Genomic DNA, 18,113 nt, shown 5'->3' with positions numbered 1-18,113 from the left:
CGCACATCCTGCAGGGGGTATTCAGACAGGCATCCCACCTGACGTTAAAACGATAAAGTAAAATACATCACAATGATTCATCAATTTTAGTTGGCAGCAAAGGGGGATGCTTGATACACATCAAAAAAAAAGTCTCTCATTAATCAATTATTACTCTTTTCATGGTTTTTTATCGTTATCTCATTATTCATGCAAATAATAATATTAATTTCCATAACATAAATGGATAAAACCACTGAGGCAATTTTACATAACGAAGAATTGACCATTCCCTCACAGTATGCCTTAATGTAAGTATCGCCCTCAGTTGGGTACACTACAAGGAACCTTTTGTGAGCCAGGTTACCAGCCTACGCAAACGACACCGATTTAACAGTCGCATGATCCGGATCGTACTGCTTATCAGCTTTCTCTTCTTCTTCGGACGCTTCGTCTACTCCGCTATAGGTGCGTGGCACCACCACCAGAACAAAAAAGAATCTCAGCAGATAACTCAGCCGCAAAAGGCATCTCCTGCTCAAACCGACGTGCGCTGATCGCTCGCACCTGTGATATCCCCAGCATTAAGATTCCTTACCGGATGGCTAATCGCCTGACATTTAACCATCCGGTAAGGGATTTGCGTGATGAAACTTCATACACTTCCCCCACCACCCTCGCTGTATTATCGGATAATCGACCGTATTTTTCGCACAAATACACAATCTTTTCATCCCACTTCACCGCACCATTCGCGCTGATTTTTTACGTTCCGGTTTACTGGATATAAAAAAGACACACAGTGCTCAAATAGACGCTAATTAATATCGCCAGAAAATATCACGGGCGAAAACATTAATATTTTGCATGAAATTAAATGCTTATTTGAATTGTTACCATTATTAAATTGTACAGGGTAATACCATGAGTGGTTTTTCATTATTTCCGAAAATAAGAAGCGGTGTTGAATGGATTGCCGGGCACAGCGATGCGGTTATTCAATTCGGCTGGAATATCGTTGCCGCCGTGATTTTACTGTTTATCGGTAAATTTGTCTCTCGTCTGCTTTCCCGTGGCCTGGAAAAGTTACTGTTAAAACGTAAAGTTGACCGGACCATTATCCAGTTTTTCACCGCGCTGGTACGTTACATCACCCTCGCTTTTTCCGTTGTCGCCGCGTTGGGCCGCGTCGGTATTGAAACCTCTTCCATTATTGCCGTCATTGGGGCCGCCGGACTGGCTATTGGTCTCGCGCTACAAGGATCGCTTTCCAACTTTGCCGCAGGCGTATTATTGGTCTCTTTGCGTCCTTTCCGCGCCGGAGAAGTCGTGCAGATTGGCGCAGTCACCGGAACGGTAGAAAAGGTGCACATTTTCTCCACTACCCTGCTCACCGCTGACAGCAAAGAAGTGGTGATTCCAAACGGTAAGATCATTGCGGATAACATCATTAACTATTCCCGCCACCCGTTTCGCCGTATCGACCTGGTGATTGGCGTGGGATATCAGAGCCGGATCGCAGATGTTAAGCGCGTGATTAACCATATCATTGAGCAGGACAGCCGCATCGATAAGCAACGTGGGGTAACCGTTCGTCTGGGCGAACTGGGCGCTTCAGCGTTGAATTTTTACGTCCGCGTTTGGGTACCCAACATCGAATACTGGAATACCTATTACGATCTGCTGGAAAACATTAAAGAGGCCCTGGACGACAACCACATTGCCCTGCCGTATCCGCAGATGGATATACGCGTGGAGAACGTGGCACCCCAATCTCAGCCCCAGCTACAGTTGGTCGATTAGTATCCCACGCTATAACATTCGCCAGACGCGCTTGCTGGCATACGGGCAATAAAAAACCCTCTGTAAACAGAGGGTTTTTGCATACTACCGGTTCAGAAACCGCGAACAGAGAGGGATATTATTCCCACTCAATCGTCGCTGGCGGCTTACCGCTGATGTCATACACCACACGGGAAATACCGTTCACTTCGTTGATGATGCGGTTGGATACGCGGCCTAAGAAGTCATACGGCAGGTGCGCCCAGTGCGCGGTCATAAAGTCGATGGTTTCAACAGCACGCAGGGAAACAACCCAATCGTACTTACGGCCATCGCCCATAACGCCAACGGAACGCACCGGCAGGAATACGGTGAACGCCTGGCTCACTTTGTTGTACAGGTCAGCTTTGTGCAGCTCTTCAATGAAGATAGCATCCGCGCGACGCAGCAGGTCGCAGTACTCTTTCTTCACTTCGCCCAGCACGCGTACGCCCAGACCTGGCCCCGGGAACGGGTGACGGTAGAGCATGTCATACGGCAGGCCCAGCTCCAGGCCAATCTTACGCACTTCGTCTTTGAACAGCTCACGCAGCGGCTCTACCAGACCCATCTTCATCTCTTTCGGCAAACCGCCCACGTTGTGGTGAGATTTGATGACGTGCGCTTTACCGGTCGCGGAAGCTGCGGATTCGATCACGTCCGGATAGATGGTGCCCTGCGCCAGCCACTTAACGTCTTCCAGCTTCAGCGCTTCTTCGTCGAATACTTCCACGAATACGCGGCCGATGATTTTACGTTTAGCTTCTGGATCGTTCTCGCCTTTCAGCGCGTCCAGGAAACGCTTTTCGCCTTCAACGTGAACGATATTCAGGCCGAAGTGGTCGCCGAACATATCCATAACCTGCTGAGCTTCATTCAAACGCAGCAGACCGTTGTCAACGAATACGCAGGTCAGGTTTTTGCCAATCGCACGGTGCAGCAGCATCGCGGTAACGGAGGAGTCAACGCCGCCGGACAGACCGAGGATCACTTTATCATTGCCAACCTGCTCGCGGATGCGGGCAACGGCGTCATCGATAATTTTTGCCGGCGTCCACAGCGCTTCACACTGGCAGATGTCACGCACAAAACGCTCCAGCATGCGCATGCCCTGACGGGTGTGGGTCACTTCCGGGTGGAACTGCACGCCGTAGAAACGTTTTTCCTCGTGCGCCATGATGGCGAACGGGCAGTTGTCGGTGCTGGCAACGGTCACGAAACCTTCCGGAATGGCGGTTACTTTGTCGCCGTGGCTCATCCACACGTCCAGCAGCGGTTTGCCGTCTGCGGTCAGAGAGTCTTCAATACCGCGGACAAGCGCGCTATCGGTCTGAACTTCAACCTGCGCATAGCCGAATTCACGTTCGTTAGAACCTTCAACATGACCACCGAGCTGCATTGCCATAGTCTGCATGCCATAGCACACGCCGAACACCGGCACGCCCGCATTGAAAACGTATTCCGGCGCACGCGGGCTGTTTTCTTCGGTGGTGCTTTCCGGACCACCGGAAAGAATGATACCGCTTGGGTTGAATTCGCGAATTTGTGCTTCCGTAACATCCCATGCCCACAGTTCACAGTAGACGCCCAGTTCACGTACGCGACGAGCAACCAACTGAGTGTACTGCGATCCAAAATCAAGGATGAGAATGCGATGTTTATGAATATTGTCTGTCATTGACGCTAATTCCGAGGCAAGTGTAACAAATTCGCCCGGCATAAAGCCGGGCGCGGAAACTTATCAGGAGCCCATGCGGTAGTTAGGGGACTCTTTTGTGATGGTCACATCGTGAACGTGACTTTCCTGGATACCCGCACCGCTGATGCGTACAAACTCTGCTTTCGTTCGCAGCGCGTCGATAGTACCACAGCCGGTCAGACCCATACAGGAGCGCAGGCCCCCCATCTGCTGGTGAATGATCTCTTTCAGGCGACCTTTATAGGCAACGCGACCTTCGATGCCTTCCGGAACCAGTTTGTCAGCAGCGTTGTCGCTCTGGAAGTAACGGTCGGAAGAACCTTTGGACATCGCGCCCAGAGAGCCCATCCCACGGTATGATTTGTAAGAACGGCCCTGATACAGTTCAATTTCGCCCGGAGATTCTTCGGTGCCCGCCAGCATGGAGCCAACCATCACTGCGGCAGCGCCTGCGGCAATCGCTTTCGCGATGTCGCCGGAGAAACGAATACCGCCATCGGCGATAACCGGAATACCAGTACCTTCCAGCGCTTCAACGGCGTCAGAAACGGCGGTGATCTGCGGTACACCTACGCCGGTAACAATACGGGTAGTACAAATAGAGCCTGGGCCGATACCGACTTTAACTGCGCTGCAGCCGGCTTCCGCCAGCGCGCGTGCGCCTGCGCCGGTTGCAACGTTGCCGCCGATAATCTGCAGATCCGGGTATTTAGCACGGGTTTCACGGATACGCTGCAGCACGCCTTCAGAATGACCGTGAGAGGAGTCAATCAGCAGTACGTCAACGCCAGCGGCAACCAGCGCGTCAACGCGCTCTTCATTACCTGCGCCCGCACCTACAGCAGCGCCAACGCGCAGACGACCATGCTCGTCTTTACAGGCGTTAGGTTTACGTTCTGCTTTCTGGAAATCTTTAACGGTGATCATGCCAAGCAGGTGGAAGCTGTCATCAACTACCAGCGCTTTCTCAACGCGTTTTTCGTGCATTTTGGCAAAGACAACATCGCGCGCTTCGCCTTCACGAACGGTCACCAGACGCTCTTTCGGCGTCATGTAAACGCTAACCGGCTGGTTCAGGTCAGTCACAAAACGCACGTCACGACCGGTGATAATGCCAACCAGTTCGTTATCTTCAGTCACAACCGGATAGCCTGCAAAACCATTACGCTCGGTCAGTTCTTTCACTTCGCGCAGGGTAGTGGTTGGCAGTACGGTCTGTGGGTCAGTTACCACGCCAGATTCGTGTTTCTTCACGCGACGGACTTCTTCAGCCTGGCGCTCGATAGACATGTTTTTGTGGATAAAACCGATGCCGCCTTCCTGGGCCAGGGCAATTGCCAGGCGCGCTTCCGTCACGGTGTCCATTGCTGCGGAGAGCATAGGAATGTTCAGGCGAATGGTTTTCGTCAACTGGGTGCTGAGGTCAGCAGTATTCGGCAGAACGGTAGAATGAGCGGGAACGAGGAGGACGTCGTCAAACGTCAGGGCTTCTTTTGCGATACGTAGCATGGGCAATATCTCACCTGGGAGGTTATTAAATATTGCCGCGGCATTATACAGAGCGTAACCGATTGCATCCACACTTTTTTGCAAAAAAACCTTGCGCTCCTCTGTGAGCATGTTACTTTCGACTGAATAACTTGCTGATTTAGAATTTGATCCCGCTCACATGTTATCCTCTCAGACCACCTCAATTTTTACCGTAAGCCGCCTGAACCAGACGGTTCGTTTGCTGCTTGAGCAGGAAATGGGACAAGTGTGGATCAGCGGTGAAATCTCGAATTTCACCCAGCCGTCCTCCGGTCACTGGTATTTCACGCTCAAAGATGACACCGCTCAGGTACGCTGCGCGATGTTTCGCAACAGCAACCGCCGGGTAACGTTCCGCCCACAGCACGGGCAGCAGGTGCTGGTACGCGCCAATATTACGTTGTACGAACCGCGCGGCGACTACCAGATAATTGTTGAGAGCATGCAGCCCGCGGGCGAAGGTTTGCTGCAACAAAAATATGAGCAACTGAAGGCTAAACTGCAGGCTGAAGGACTATTCGATCAGCAATACAAGCAACCTCTACCTTCCCCAGCCCACTGCGTTGGAGTGATTACCTCGAAAACCGGGGCTGCGCTGCACGATATTCTTCATGTGCTGAAGCGTCGTGATCCATCCTTGCCCGTTATTATCTACCCGACTGCGGTACAGGGCGACGATGCGCCAGGGCAGATCGTTCGCGCCATTGAACTGGCGAATGCGCGGGGTGAGTGTGACGTGCTGATCGTTGGGCGCGGCGGCGGCTCGCTAGAGGATTTATGGAGTTTCAACGACGAACGCGTGGCACGGGCGATTTTTGCCAGCGGCATTCCGGTAGTTAGCGCCGTCGGCCACGAAACCGACGTTACCATTGCCGATTTTATTGCAGATTTACGAGCGCCTACGCCATCAGCAGCGGCAGAAATTGTCAGCCGCAACCAGCAGGAGTTGTTGCGTCAGATCCAGTCCGCTCAGCAGCGTCTGGGCATGGCGATGGACTACTACCTCGCCAACCGCAGCCGTCGTTTCACGCAGATGTTCCATCGCCTGCAACAGCAGCATCCGCAGCTGCGTCTGGCGCGCCAGCAAACGGCGCTGGAACGGCTGCGTCAGCGGATGGGATTTGCGCTTGAGAACAAGATTAAGCAGGCCAATCAACGCCAGCAGCGCATGCTGCAGCGTCTGAATCAACAAAATCCGCAGCCACGTATTTATCGTGCGCAAACGCGTATTCAGCAACTGGAATACCGTTTAGCAGAGAATATCCGCGCACGTTTAAGTGAACAGCGCGAGCGGTTTGGCAACGCAGTTACCCATCTTGAAGCAGTCAGCCCACTGGCGACCCTGGCGCGTGGCTACAGCGTCTCCACCACCACGGGCGGCGGCGTATTGAAAAAGGTCAAACAGGTCAGTGCCGGCGACGTTATCACTACCCGGCTTGCCGATGGCTGGGTTGAGAGCGAGGTCACGACCGTAACCCCGCAGAAAAAAACACGCTCCCGCAAAACGAGTCAGCCCGACTGAATTTGGGCTGATTCGCTTCGCAGCGTCTTAACAACTTTCACTCACGCGCATTTACCAGGCACACCTGTCGATAAATGGATGACGTAGAGGTTGTCGTACGTTTCTGCCCGTTACTCAAGTTAAGCGCCTGTCGAGCATGAGTCGCCTCATCCTGATCGACCGCCCACCAGTAGTTATCCACCCCGGTAATCGGCCAACCGTACAGCGTCCCCACCGCGCCATTTTGGTTATCGTTGTACAACGTCAGCAACTGGCTATACAGCGGTTGACGCTGTGCGTCACATCCGGTAATCCCGGTTTTATCCAGATTCGAGGCGCTTACCGATGACCAGAGTTCTCCATTCGCACCATAGCTGGTATTACTGGAAGATACTTCCGCCGCCAACAGTGGGCGGCTAAATATGACGCCGTCGCTGGTGGTGGCCGTTTCGGGCATATGGCCCCAGTAATTCGCCTTAGCAGAGTTGGGGCTGGTAATTACGGTAAAAATAGCATCCAGAGAGGCTTTAAGCGTGGTGTTATTCGTCACCGTCGCCGTGAGCGTAGTTTTCAGCCCCGAACTGAGATCCTGTCGCAGGTTAAACGTTGCGGTACCGTTAGCGCCCGTCAGACCGCTAAAGATCGCGGTGTTGGTAGCCAACTTAGCGGTCTGCGCAGAAGGCGTTAGCTCGTCCAGCGTTAAATCATCCGCCCCGCCGCTGGTAATGACGTTGCCAACGCGCGACAACGCATTGCTGCGTGAAATCGTGAAATACACGTCCGGCATCACATTGCCGTCAGTGTCTGTCACCGTTACGGTCAGCGGGATTGTCTCTCCTTTTTTCACCTGCGCTGCCAGCCTCTCAGCGTTGAGAGCCGTCGACGTCAGCGTAATTGCCCCAGGCATAGGATGCGGATCGACCAGGCAAACCAGCGCCTGTTTGTCGCTTGTGCTCCTGGTGGAAACCGCACCGGTTTTCAGTTGCATGCTCTGCCAGGAGGTTCCGGCTTTATCCGTCACCCACCAGCCATAACTTGCATGAGATACCGGCCAGCCGTACAGCGTTTCGATTTCGCCGCCGGGATGCTCATCGTAGAGTGATTTCAGTTCACTTAACGTCGGCTGCCAGGCTTCGCCGCAGGTGGATTTGCTTGCCAGCCCTGCGCCGTTATGGTCATACAGCGGCCACAGTTCGTTACCTACCGTGGAGCTAAACGTGGTGTCTTCTGCGGAAACTTCCGCCGCCAGTAATGGTCGCTGAAAGCTCACGCCGCTGCTGTCGGTAACGGTCTCGGGCATATGCCCCCAGTATTGCGCTTTGTCGGTATCAGGGCTGGTCACCACGGTGAATATCGCCTCCACAGTAGAGGCCGGGTTAGGGTATGTGTCCAGCGTTGCCGTAATCGTCGTTTTCAGCCCCATCGCGTCGTCCTGGCGCAGGCTTAAGGTTGCCGTGCCGTCCGCTCCGGTCACCCCACTCCAGGTGCTGGTATTGCTGCTCAACACCGTCTCGGCTGTCGCAGGGGCTATCCCCTGAAGAACCAGATCGTCCGTCGCACCTTTACCATCCGTCGTTTTCACCGAACCGCTACGCGAAATGCCATTACTACGAGAGAGCGTAAAGGATGCATTCGCTGCGGGGTTGCCATTGGCATCTTTCACGGTGACAGTGAACGGAATTTCCTCGCCTTTTTTAACCTTCGCAATGCGTGTTTCGCTGTCAGCAAGGCTCGACGTCAACGCAATGGTCGCGGGCAATGGGGCATGCGGATCCACAAGGCATATCTGTGCGCCGGTCGTCCCGACAGAAGTGGTTGAACTTTTCCCGCCTGTATCCAGCCGCATATACTGGTATGCCCCGGTTTTTGACACGCGATCCACAGCCAGCCAGAACTTGCCAGCTGACACAGGCCAGCCATACTTTGTGCCGATTGCGCCTTTAGGGTCGTCAGCGTACAGTGTTTGCAGATCGCTAAACAGCGGCTGATATTCTGCGTCACAACCAGTAGCGCCCGCTTTTTGGGTATTTGAAATGGTGACCAGCGCCCAGCTTTCGTTATTGTACGTATAGGAGTACGTAAACGACGTTTCGGTCGCCAGAAGTGGACGTTTAAATCTAACCCCAGCGCTGTTGGTGACCGTTTCCGGCATATGCCCCCAGAAATTCGCTTTATCGCTGTCCGGGCTGGTAAGTACAGTGTATATCACATCCAAATTGCTGGAAGTCACCAGATCGTCGGGAAGTTCTGCCACAATGGCGGTTTTCAGGCCGCTGCTATTATCCTGGGCTATCTCAAACTGGGCTTGGCCATTCTCATCCGTCACGCCATACCAGTAATAGTTGCAGCGAGTAGTCGTACAGTTAAACGCCATTGAACCCGCTTCAGGCGTGAGCGCTGTCAGCAACATATTGCTTTCATTACCATCCTGAGCGAACCCAGCCCGGTTTAACGACGAGGTGCGCCTCAGACGAATAGTGGTATCAGGTGCAGGATTTCCTGAACCGTCGGTCACGGTGACGGTCAACGGTACGATTTCTCCCTTTCTCACAACCGCGGCGCCTTTTTCCGCATTCATGGCGCTCGACGTGAGCGCTATCGACAATACCCTTTTTTTACTCAAGCACAGCTGCGCCGTTGCGGTATTCGTGTTGGTAGCAAGCTTTGAGTTATCACTGAGCCGGAGGTACTGAAACAGGTTTGTCGCGTGCGCGCTGTCCGGCACGCTATTACCCGCTCCCCAGTATTTCCCCGTTGTCACCGGCAGGCCGAAGGTCGAGGAGAGCGTGCCATTTGGGTAATCGTTATACAGCGTCTGAAGTTGCTCCAGCGTCGGCAACCCCAGCCTGTCACACGGGCTGGCGGACTGCTGATAAAGCTGCGGATAACTATTCCACGTATACCAGGTTTCACTATTTTCCAGAAAGCCCGAGGTATTCGTCGTGGCAGAAAGCTCAGCGCGCAATAATGGTCGATTAAACTCGGCCCCTTTGCTGTTGACAAAGGTTTCCGGCATATGGCCCCACATACTGGCTTTGTCGCTGTCGGGGCTGGTAATGACGGTGAAGATGGCATCTGTGCTGTCGGTCAGATTGCTGCCATCCATCGCTGTGGCGTTGAGAGTGGTTTTCAGCCCCGCAGACATATCCTGTGAAAGCGTAAAGGTCCCCTCCCCCTGCTCATCGGTTTGTATATACAAAAATTTCGCGCTGGTATCCATAAGAAACGTCGCAGGGCCGGACGGCATGACGTTACGTAGAGTAATATCATCTTCAGAACCAGCGCTATGGATACTTCCTGAACGCGTCGTTGATTCACTGCGGCTCAGTTTCACCAACGCGTTGGCCATCGGCTGGCCTGCCGTATTTTTGACTGTCACGGTGGCGGCGATTTGCTCGCCTTTTTTGACCTTAACGATCCCCGTCGTTTCATCCTGACCCGCGAGCGTAAGCGTCAGGTTACCAGCCGTACCTCGGGGTGAAACGAGGCACGTCTGCATGTGATAAATCGACGCATTGCTTATTGAGGTAACATCACCATTGCTCAACAGGTTAACAACCGCGTATTCAACTGGGTCGCCCTCCGCGGACGGTAAAGCGTAATCCCCCGCCCACCAGTACTGGCTGGCGCTAACGTTCCCTGTACTGCTCATTGGCCAACCATTGCGGCTGTGCATCGCCCCGTCGGGCCAGGTGGCGTACAGCGCCTGAAGATTACTGGCAGTCGGCAAAAAGTTACGCCCACAGCCACCACCAACCCCATTCCAGGCATTGCTGACGGTGATCATGCCCCAGGTTTCGCCCATATCGTAGCTGCCGTTGGTGATAATCACGGTTTTCCCCGGCATGTTGCTAAACTCACTGGATAACAGCGGGCGCTTATACACTACGCCATCACGATCGGTGAGCGTTTCCGCCATGTGCCCCCAGTAGTTCGCTTTCTCTGTATCCGGACTGGTCACTACGCTAAAGACGACCGGCAGCGTCTGCTCTGTTGCAGAACTGGTATGCTCAAGCGACGCCAGCAGCGGCGTTTTAAAGCCTGCGCCACTGTCCTGGTTAATGTCCAGCGTCAGCGTTCCGTTCTCATTGGTCGCGGAGTAATACTCAACGCCGCTGCTACGACTCTCGCTATGGTTAATTTGTATCGCAGCCGCAGTGGAGGTGTTTACCACCTGGTACTTACGCCCGATGCTATCACCGCGTTTAAAGATAACCGGCGTATTGCCAACCGGATTCCCCTCATCATCCAGAGTGGTAATCACCACCGGGATAGTTTCGCCAACTTTGGCTTTAACAAAACCGTCGTCGGCATGGTATAGCGAGGATGTCAGCGTGAGCCTGGTTGCCACTTTCTGCGCTGTTTGCAGGCAGGAGAAATAGAGTTTTTCATTCCATAACATTGAGCTTATGTTGCCATCGCCCAGATCGAGCGATTTCACATAACGGTTTTCCGTTGAGCGGCTGATATCAGCAGTGCTGTTCTGGTAGTTTTTCCCTTCGACAGGCCAGCCCTGCTGAGTATTGATGGCTCCGCCAGGGAAGGCTGCGTACAACGACTGCAGGTCGGCCAGCGCGGGCACAAATCCCACCCCGCAGACGTTCTTTATCCCCTCAAAATCAACAGTGGCCCAGATTTCATTGTTTTCTGTGTTATTGCCAACGGCAATCCCGCTGGCAATTTCTGTGACCAGTTGTGGTCGCTTAAATACTTTGCCATTAGCTGCTGACACCGTTTCTGGCATATGGCCCCACATTTTGGCTTTATTACTGTCGGGGCTGGTGACGACGGAGAATATCGTGTCAACGCTGGCGCTGACACTGGCGTTTTGATATAGCGCTGCGGTAACCGCCACTTTGGTGCCATGCGTATCCGGGCGGGTGACGTTGATGATTTTACTGCCATCGGCTCCCGTCAGGCCGCCCACTTTGGTTGCCGTATCGTTGATTGAGTTTCCGTCGATCACGACCGGAGAAACGATACCGTCGCCGCTGCCCGCAATATGTTTATCGTTCTGCCGGGTATAACCATCACCGCGCGACAGTACAAACGGCGCATCCGGGATCGCCGTACCGCTGGCATCTTTCACCGTGACCTTCAGCTGTAACGTATCGCCCTTTTTCACCTTTAGCGCATGTTCGTTATTACCCTCATACCACAGCGACGAATCGACCGGTTCGATGGTAATAGAAGCGGCTACCGGATTGTCGCTGGCAAGGCAGGTGACATAATCCGACGCATTGTTACTGGAAAACTCGCTGCCGCTGGAAAGCGCGATGAGTTTCCACGACGTCGCTGTGGCAAACGTTGAAGACCAATAGTTAATCAGGGTTGGCCAGCCGTGGGTGCTGTGAATAGCCCCGCCGCTGTTGGCGTCATACAACGCCTTAAGCTGATCGATGCGTGGTAGTCGATTTGCCGCACAGCCGCCGACGTCCGTATTGCTCACCGCATCGCTATGGGTGACGCGTGCCCAGCTTTCGTTCGCTTCCTTCTGGGTGCGGGTAGCGCTAACCTCTGCCGCAAGCTTTGGACGCTCAAATACCGCATCACCCACCGTCAGGGTATCGGGCATATGTCCCCACATCGATGCCTGAGCGGTATCCGGGCTGGTGGGGACGGTAAATTTCACGCTGCGGCTGAGCGGCGTGGAGATGAGTGAGTTCATCGGCAGAATAGAGAGCTGAGTCTGCAGTCCAACGCCCTGCGGTTGTTCGATAGTCAGGGTGGCACTCCCTTGGCTATCGGTAGTGCCCTGATACGTCATCGACGCCTGAGAAGGACCGTACGCCGTACCCGCTATAACAAGCGCGCCGTCGGTGGCATCAGTAAAGCCGGTGGTGACGTTATCGCGATTGCGCCCATAAGCCATGGTAACTGTAAACGCCGCGTTGGGGACCGTAAGCCCGTTGAGCGCATTAATTGAGCGCACCGTCAGCGTTATCTGCTCACCCACTTTGGCTGTCGTCTGGCGCAGGGCAAAATCGCCGTTCATCGCCACGTCAAGCTGAGTGACTAACTCATTGCCCGAGCAGGAGAGATAGTTTGGCTCACTACCGCTGAACAAAGCATCAGCACCGGTAGCCAGATTGACGTGCGCCGTCTGCCCGTCGCTGGTGTCCGCCGCCAGATAGCTGTGGCTGGCGGTTGGCCAGCCGTGCTCGCTTTGCATCTCGTTATCAGGATGCGCATTATAGAGCGAGTCCAGCGACAGTTGCCCTGGCATTTGTCCACTGCCGCACTGGTTTTCACCCGCCGTGACGGAGTTGAACGTCGCCCAGTTTTCATTGTTTTCCTGCGTGGAGCCCGTTTTGTGCGTGGCTTCTGCTGCCAGCAGCGGACGTTTATACAAATTGCCCGCCTCCACTACGCCCTGCATATGCCCCCACATGTTTGCCGCGCTGACATCCGGACTGGTGAGAACGGTAAAGATCACGTTTTGCGTTGCCTGCGTGCTGCCGTCAAACAGCACCACGCGCAACGGCGTTAAGACGCCAGTACCTGAATCATGTTTGATCTCCAGCGAAGCCTGACCGTTCGCGTCGGTAACGCCCTGATAGTGATGGGTATCACCGGCCATCAGGCCTTCACCTGCAATGGTAACCGGATGCTCCTCCCAACTGGCGGAATAGTAAGCGGTATTGCGCGCCTGCGCGTTGCCAAGGTACAGATTAAAATAGCGATACGGCAGCGGCTTGCCGGTGAGTTCGTCGGTTACCGTGATTTGCATCATGACCGCCTCCCCTACCTTTACCCTCGCGGCGCTCAGGCTACTGTCGTAGCTGTCTGTACTCAGCACCAGCTTTGGCTTTACCGCCGGTGCGGCCTTATCTACGCAACTGACCAGGGAGTTCACCGTATCCGCTTCCTGCACCACGCTGCTGGAGCGCATATTGACGCCATAATGGTACATGCTCAGCGAACTTTCCGTGGCGGACCAGTATTCATCATCCCCGGCGACAGGCCAGCCAAGAGTAGTCGCCAGGTCGCCTCGTGCAGTTTTTAACCCGATAAGCTGGCGCGCATCCGGCAGAATGTCACAGTGCTCATCCGCCCCTTTCCAGTTAAACAGCGCCCAGCTTTCATTATCGGCATTCACCGTCGTACTTTCACCCTCCACCTCAGCGGCGAGCGCGGGTCGGGTAAAGGTGTAGGTTTCACCTTCCACCTCAGCGCTGGAGCTTTCCGCCATATGACCCCACATCGCCGCTTTATCGCTGTCCGGGCTGCTGAGAGTGGTGAAAATAACATCTACGCTATCGGCAAGCGATGTCGCTCCTACGGCTTTTACCGTTAGCGTGGTTTTTACGCCAGGGCTATTGTCCTGGGTGACCGTCACCGTAGCATTGCCACTGGCATCGGTTGTGCCGTGAAATTCGGTGGCGATCGTGGTGAGTTCAGTATCTCCTACATGTACAGGATTGGTGTTGTTGACCGCATTTTGTCGGTTGAAAGCATCACTTCGGGTAATGATAAAAGCCGTATTCGCCGCAGGTTCACCATCACAGGTCCTGGTGCTCACCGTCAGAGTGATGCTATCGCCAGCTTTACCCTTTGCCGCCTTTAGCGTTTCATTGAAATGGTCTGCGCTCACCGCCACCGGTTTGCCCGCAGCCGCGGCGATATCTACTGCAAATTTTTGCTCGAGTAACGTCACCGCATTGTTATAGGGGACACCGGTACGAGTCAGCAGCCAGAGTGGTGGTATCTCCGTTGTGGTATCAAGTTGCGGCCAGACCACCAGATGACGCCCCGCCATATTTTGCGCGCAGAAGCTGAGATTCGCGGACGGTTGTGGACTGAGCGGCACGTCGGGCGTGGCGGCATCAGCCCATACCAGAGAGACTCCCGGCGCACGATCGCTTTGCCAGACCAGCGGCGGCTCGGCAAAAATGTCACCTTCGGTGTCGTGCGGGTTACTGAGGATCAGTGCGCTGCCGCTGTCATCGGTACTGAACTGGTTTGGCCTCGCGGTATTCGCCACGGCATTGGCTTGATCCACACTAAGTTGCACGCTTCCCTGATACACCGGAATGGCGACACTGTCAGCCTGCGGTTTCGTACCGTTAATCGCCGACGTAACGCCGACAGGCTCCTGCCATGTATGACTCAAATTTGTGGCATTTGCAGACAAGCCGCTGATAAATAACAGCGGCAGCAGGAAACGATGCAGTGATTTCAGGTTACCGGACATATCCCCATCCTAACGCCTGTCTGATAATTGGATTTTCAACACGCTTTGCTTAGCGTCCTGCTAAGAAAAGCGCACGGAAAACGCCGCCCCCTGGAGAGCGACGTACGGTGCGAATTATTTGTTCTTGTACTTGATCGACAGGCCATACCCCTGAACGCCGTCGTCGCCTGCGTTCGGGAAGATCGAGGTTCTGGCTTCGGCATTGGTCTCTGGAATACGCAAATCGCCGTTCTGAACTGAAGAGTCGCCTCCCGCCGTTCCCAGTTGCAAACTCGTGCCAGTAAAGACCCACTGATAGTCGTACTGATTGGTAACCACCAGTTCTCCCGTGTCGTAAGTGCCGTTTTTGTTGGCATCTTTCCACAACTGAGCAACGTAGGTGTGACCGGTATGCAGCTTGGTACTGCTGTTTTTCAGCAGGTTGACAGAGGCATTCTCAGAGTCGTAGATAGCCACGGCAATAGAATCATCCACCACCGGACCTTCCGGGATGTCATCGTCATCCGCACCGCCACCCGAGCCGGTAGAAAGATCGTTTAACGTCAAGAGTTCAGCAACGTTGGGGTCACCGGTAGTCGTCGTTGGCGTGATGCGAATACCAATGTAATAGTCTGCATCCGATTCCTGGAGGGTATAGGAGTCCTTCCCGGAACTACCGCTTATCACGGTAGCATCAGAACCATCCTGTTGTTTCGAACGAATCCAGACCACCGTGGCTTTGGTTGCGGTATTGCTGACATCGAGATCGCCCTGCTCATCACCAATCGCCCAGTTTACCGTGACCTTATCGCCAATATGGAACTGCTTATCCCCCTCGCCGTTGACGACACGCTCCCCCCGGTCAATGCTAACCGTTACGTGGTTTTTATCTGCTTCCGCGACTTTTTCCGCCGAGCGGGTGATCCACGGTACCGTCCCCTGAATCGTGCCGGTATTGCCGCTGAACTGCCACGTATCGGAACCGGCACCTTGCAGTTTTCCTTCTTTCGCTGCTATCGCCGATGGAATTGAGCAGTAGCCTGCCACCACCAGCGCCAGTGCGACCTTACTCAGCCGCCGTTTTAACAATGCCTGCATTAAGACTCTCCTTTTCTTTAAAATTCAGCGACTCGCGCCGACGCTATTTCTGGTTGTAGGCAACACGTAATCCATACCCCTGCACGCCATCCTGCTCGTCGGCGCCAAACTTCTGCGCCGCTTCTTTATTGCTGGCTGGCAGAACCAGGTCCTCATTGCTGGTGTTCGTTTGCGCCCCGGTATGCCCGTTGGTGCTCTGCCCGGTAAACTCCCATTGGTAGTCATACTGGGCCATCTCGTCTTCTGTAAGCTGTTCCGACATCTGGAACACGCCGTCACTGTTAGCATCGCGCCAAAGCCGGAATCGATAGGTGTTATTCACAACAGGGTGCTTATCTTCTTTGTCGATCAGATTGACGGGGCTGGATGTTTTCGATTGATAGATAAGAGGGTTCAGCGCTGAAAGCGATTCACCAACAAAGGTAATGTCGACATAGTTGCTGTCGCCGTAAGCATCCTCTTTAGCCTTCCAGCGAAAAGTACCGGGAAGCGTGCTGGAGAGCGTAACGGTTCCCGCTGCTTTATCTCGGCTGGCAATGAATACACAGGGGGTTTCCGTGGTACAGGGCGTCGCCGCTAGCGTAACTTTTTTATCATTGCTGTCGTACAGCTCAGGCGTCATGGCCTCATCGACCAGTTCATCACCGTTGCGATCGGTGGTGTCGCCCCAGGAATCGGTCAGCAGCAAGTCCATTACTACACCGTCCACACCATCGGCCTGCGCGCTGGCGCCATGACTGTGATCGCTACGATCGGCATCAGCGATGTTATCGACGATCAGCTCGATTTTACGATCCTGCTGGACGGTAATTTCCACCACGCCGGAGTTCTGCTTATTGCCCTTTTCATCCTCCAGCGTCATGCGCACCTTCCAGGTGTTCATTGCCGTTCTCTGGTCGTCGGTATCAGCATTCACCCACGCCGGCAGAACTAAATTCCAGCGATTATTATTTCCCTCGGTCAAGGCATCCGCTTTTATCACCGGCATCACTAACGTCCGGCTGGCATTATTTTTCGCCTGCCAGGAGGCAGAAATAATCTTGTAATGGTGATTAATCATCGCATTGACGGTCCACTTGCATTTTTCCAGACCAACCGCAGCTTCAGGCGTGTCTTCAATCACGCATTCAGGGTGCTCATTGGTTGAATCGGCCTTCAGCCAAAGTGCGACGTCTAACGGATCTTTCTCACGGTATTCCAGAATGATGAAGTTGTTACGTTCTACAAAATCATGACGACTGCCCATCAGCGAATGCTGTGCTTTGACGTTTTCCGGGTCGAGCTGTGCTGCCAGCGGGGTACCAAGCTGGTATGTGACCGTGGCATTGACGTTGAGATCGGTGTTGTCCCCGGTTCCGGTTTTATAGTCCGCCCCCAACGTCACCATCGGGACGGGCGTATAGTTGAGACCTACGGTCACGGCATGCGGATTTTTTTGTAAATTATCGGTGCCAAATAACGCCACCTCGTCGCCATAGTACTGCTCATAAATGACTTTGCCGCCCAACTGCGGATAAAATGGCAGCCAGCTTTCTGCCCTAATATCCCAACCGCGCGCCGGGCGCTCTTCGTAAAAATCAAAATCTGCAGAATCTTTCCAGTCGGAAAGAGGATGGTAATAATTTCCGGAAAGTTTTAAATAATCAGTCCAGGCTTCGGTCCCCAGACCTAAGCGGCGGTGTCCACGGGTGAAGTCATAGTCATAAAACAGGTTACCGCCCAGCAGCCAGCTCGCGATATTCTGGCGTACGCCGAAGCCTAAATTACCAATAGTACGCTCTTCTTTACGTTGGGCGGATACTTGACTAAAGAGTACGGTACTTTCGTTGTCATACCAGGGAACAAAATAATCCAGCGAACTACCTTCAAGGTCTCCCCCTTCGCCCACGGAGAGACTGGTACGCACCTTGCCATAAGGCGACATTGCGCCCTCAAGGTATGACTGTGCTGATGAAGTGATTTGGTTTTGCAGATAGCTACGCGCCTGGGATTCCAGCGCTTCCGGCGTCAGGTTTTCAAATCCCTGCGTCGCTGAGTTGGTAATGTAATCAGCGCCTTTTTCTTTAAATGATTGCCCCTTATTTTCTTGTTCTTCTTTTTCTGCGGCATCACTGGCCAGATCGGGTAATGTGGAGAGGGCAATATTATTTTCAGAGACAGGGACGCTTATATCGGCCTCAGCGCTTACCACGCCAGACACCAATAATAAAAAGAATAAGCGTGCTCCTGACACCATAGATTATCCCTGTGTTAAAGCTTTCCTCACACAGAAAGATTATATCTACGTTCTAAACCAAACTATAATTTAGCCA

Annotated in this window: 8 protein-coding genes; 3 read left to right on the top strand and 5 right to left on the bottom strand. The window is 53.7% G+C overall.

Annotation, left to right across the window (positions count from 1 at the left end; translation table 11 throughout):
• The first annotated feature begins 332 nt into the window (after positions 1–332).
• Together OGV80_RS20830 and mscS are read left to right on the top strand one after the other, a co-directional pair.
• On the top strand, positions 333–536 hold the full coding sequence (locus tag OGV80_RS20830) for a YfgG family protein (RefSeq protein WP_286515683.1): 204 nt from the start codon (positions 333–335) through the stop codon (positions 534–536).
• 367 nt (positions 537–903) lie between these two features.
• The gene (gene mscS, locus OGV80_RS20825) at positions 904–1,782 is read left to right on the top strand and encodes a small-conductance mechanosensitive channel MscS (RefSeq protein ID WP_043017176.1); all 879 of its coding nucleotides are present in this window, start codon (positions 904–906) and stop codon (positions 1,780–1,782) included.
• A gap of 118 nt (positions 1,783–1,900) precedes the next feature.
• Here mscS and guaA read toward each other — a convergent pair whose 3' ends face one another.
• Both guaA and guaB read right to left on the bottom strand, forming a co-directional pair.
• Positions 1,901–3,478: a glutamine-hydrolyzing GMP synthase gene (gene guaA / locus OGV80_RS20820; RefSeq protein ID WP_043017966.1), complete on the bottom strand. Its 1,578-nt coding sequence runs from the start codon at positions 3,476–3,478 to the stop codon at positions 1,901–1,903.
• Positions 3,479–3,541: 63 nt separating this feature from the next.
• Positions 3,542–5,008 carry an IMP dehydrogenase gene (gene guaB / locus OGV80_RS20815; protein ID WP_003037756.1) on the bottom strand — a complete coding sequence of 489 codons (1,467 nt, stop codon included), beginning with the start codon at positions 5,006–5,008 and terminating at the stop codon, positions 3,542–3,544.
• Positions 5,009–5,168: 160 nt separating this feature from the next.
• Here guaB and xseA point away from each other — a divergent pair, with 160 nt between their 5' ends.
• Complete coding sequence (gene xseA, locus OGV80_RS20810) at positions 5,169–6,551, top strand: exodeoxyribonuclease VII large subunit (protein WP_043017178.1); 1,383 nt, start codon at positions 5,169–5,171, stop codon at positions 6,549–6,551.
• Positions 6,552–6,588: 37 nt separating this feature from the next.
• Here xseA and OGV80_RS20805 read toward each other — a convergent pair whose 3' ends face one another.
• The 3 genes from OGV80_RS20805 to sinH form a co-directional block, all read right to left on the bottom strand.
• Positions 6,589–14,724 (bottom strand): adhesion domain-containing protein, encoded by an 8,136-nt coding sequence (locus OGV80_RS20805; protein ID WP_286515681.1) that lies wholly within the window; start codon positions 14,722–14,724, stop codon positions 6,589–6,591.
• A 114-nt stretch (positions 14,725–14,838) separates the two neighbouring features.
• Positions 14,839–15,801 carry a SinI family autotransporter-associated protein gene (locus OGV80_RS20800; RefSeq protein WP_047409545.1) on the bottom strand — a complete coding sequence of 321 codons (963 nt, stop codon included), beginning with the start codon at positions 15,799–15,801 and terminating at the stop codon, positions 14,839–14,841.
• 43 nt (positions 15,802–15,844) lie between these two features.
• Complete coding sequence (gene sinH / locus OGV80_RS20795; RefSeq protein ID WP_286515679.1) at positions 15,845–18,037, bottom strand: intimin-like inverse autotransporter SinH; 2,193 nt, start codon at positions 18,035–18,037, stop codon at positions 15,845–15,847.
• Positions 18,038–18,113: the final 76 nt, after the last annotated feature.

The sequence above is a fragment of the Citrobacter sp. Ce119 genome (assembly GCF_030334525.1).
In the GTDB taxonomy this organism is placed as follows: Bacteria; Pseudomonadota; Gammaproteobacteria; order Enterobacterales; family Enterobacteriaceae; genus Citrobacter; species Citrobacter europaeus.
Note: the sequence above shows the minus strand (reverse complement) of the source record. Positions and strands in the feature narration are given on the sequence as shown.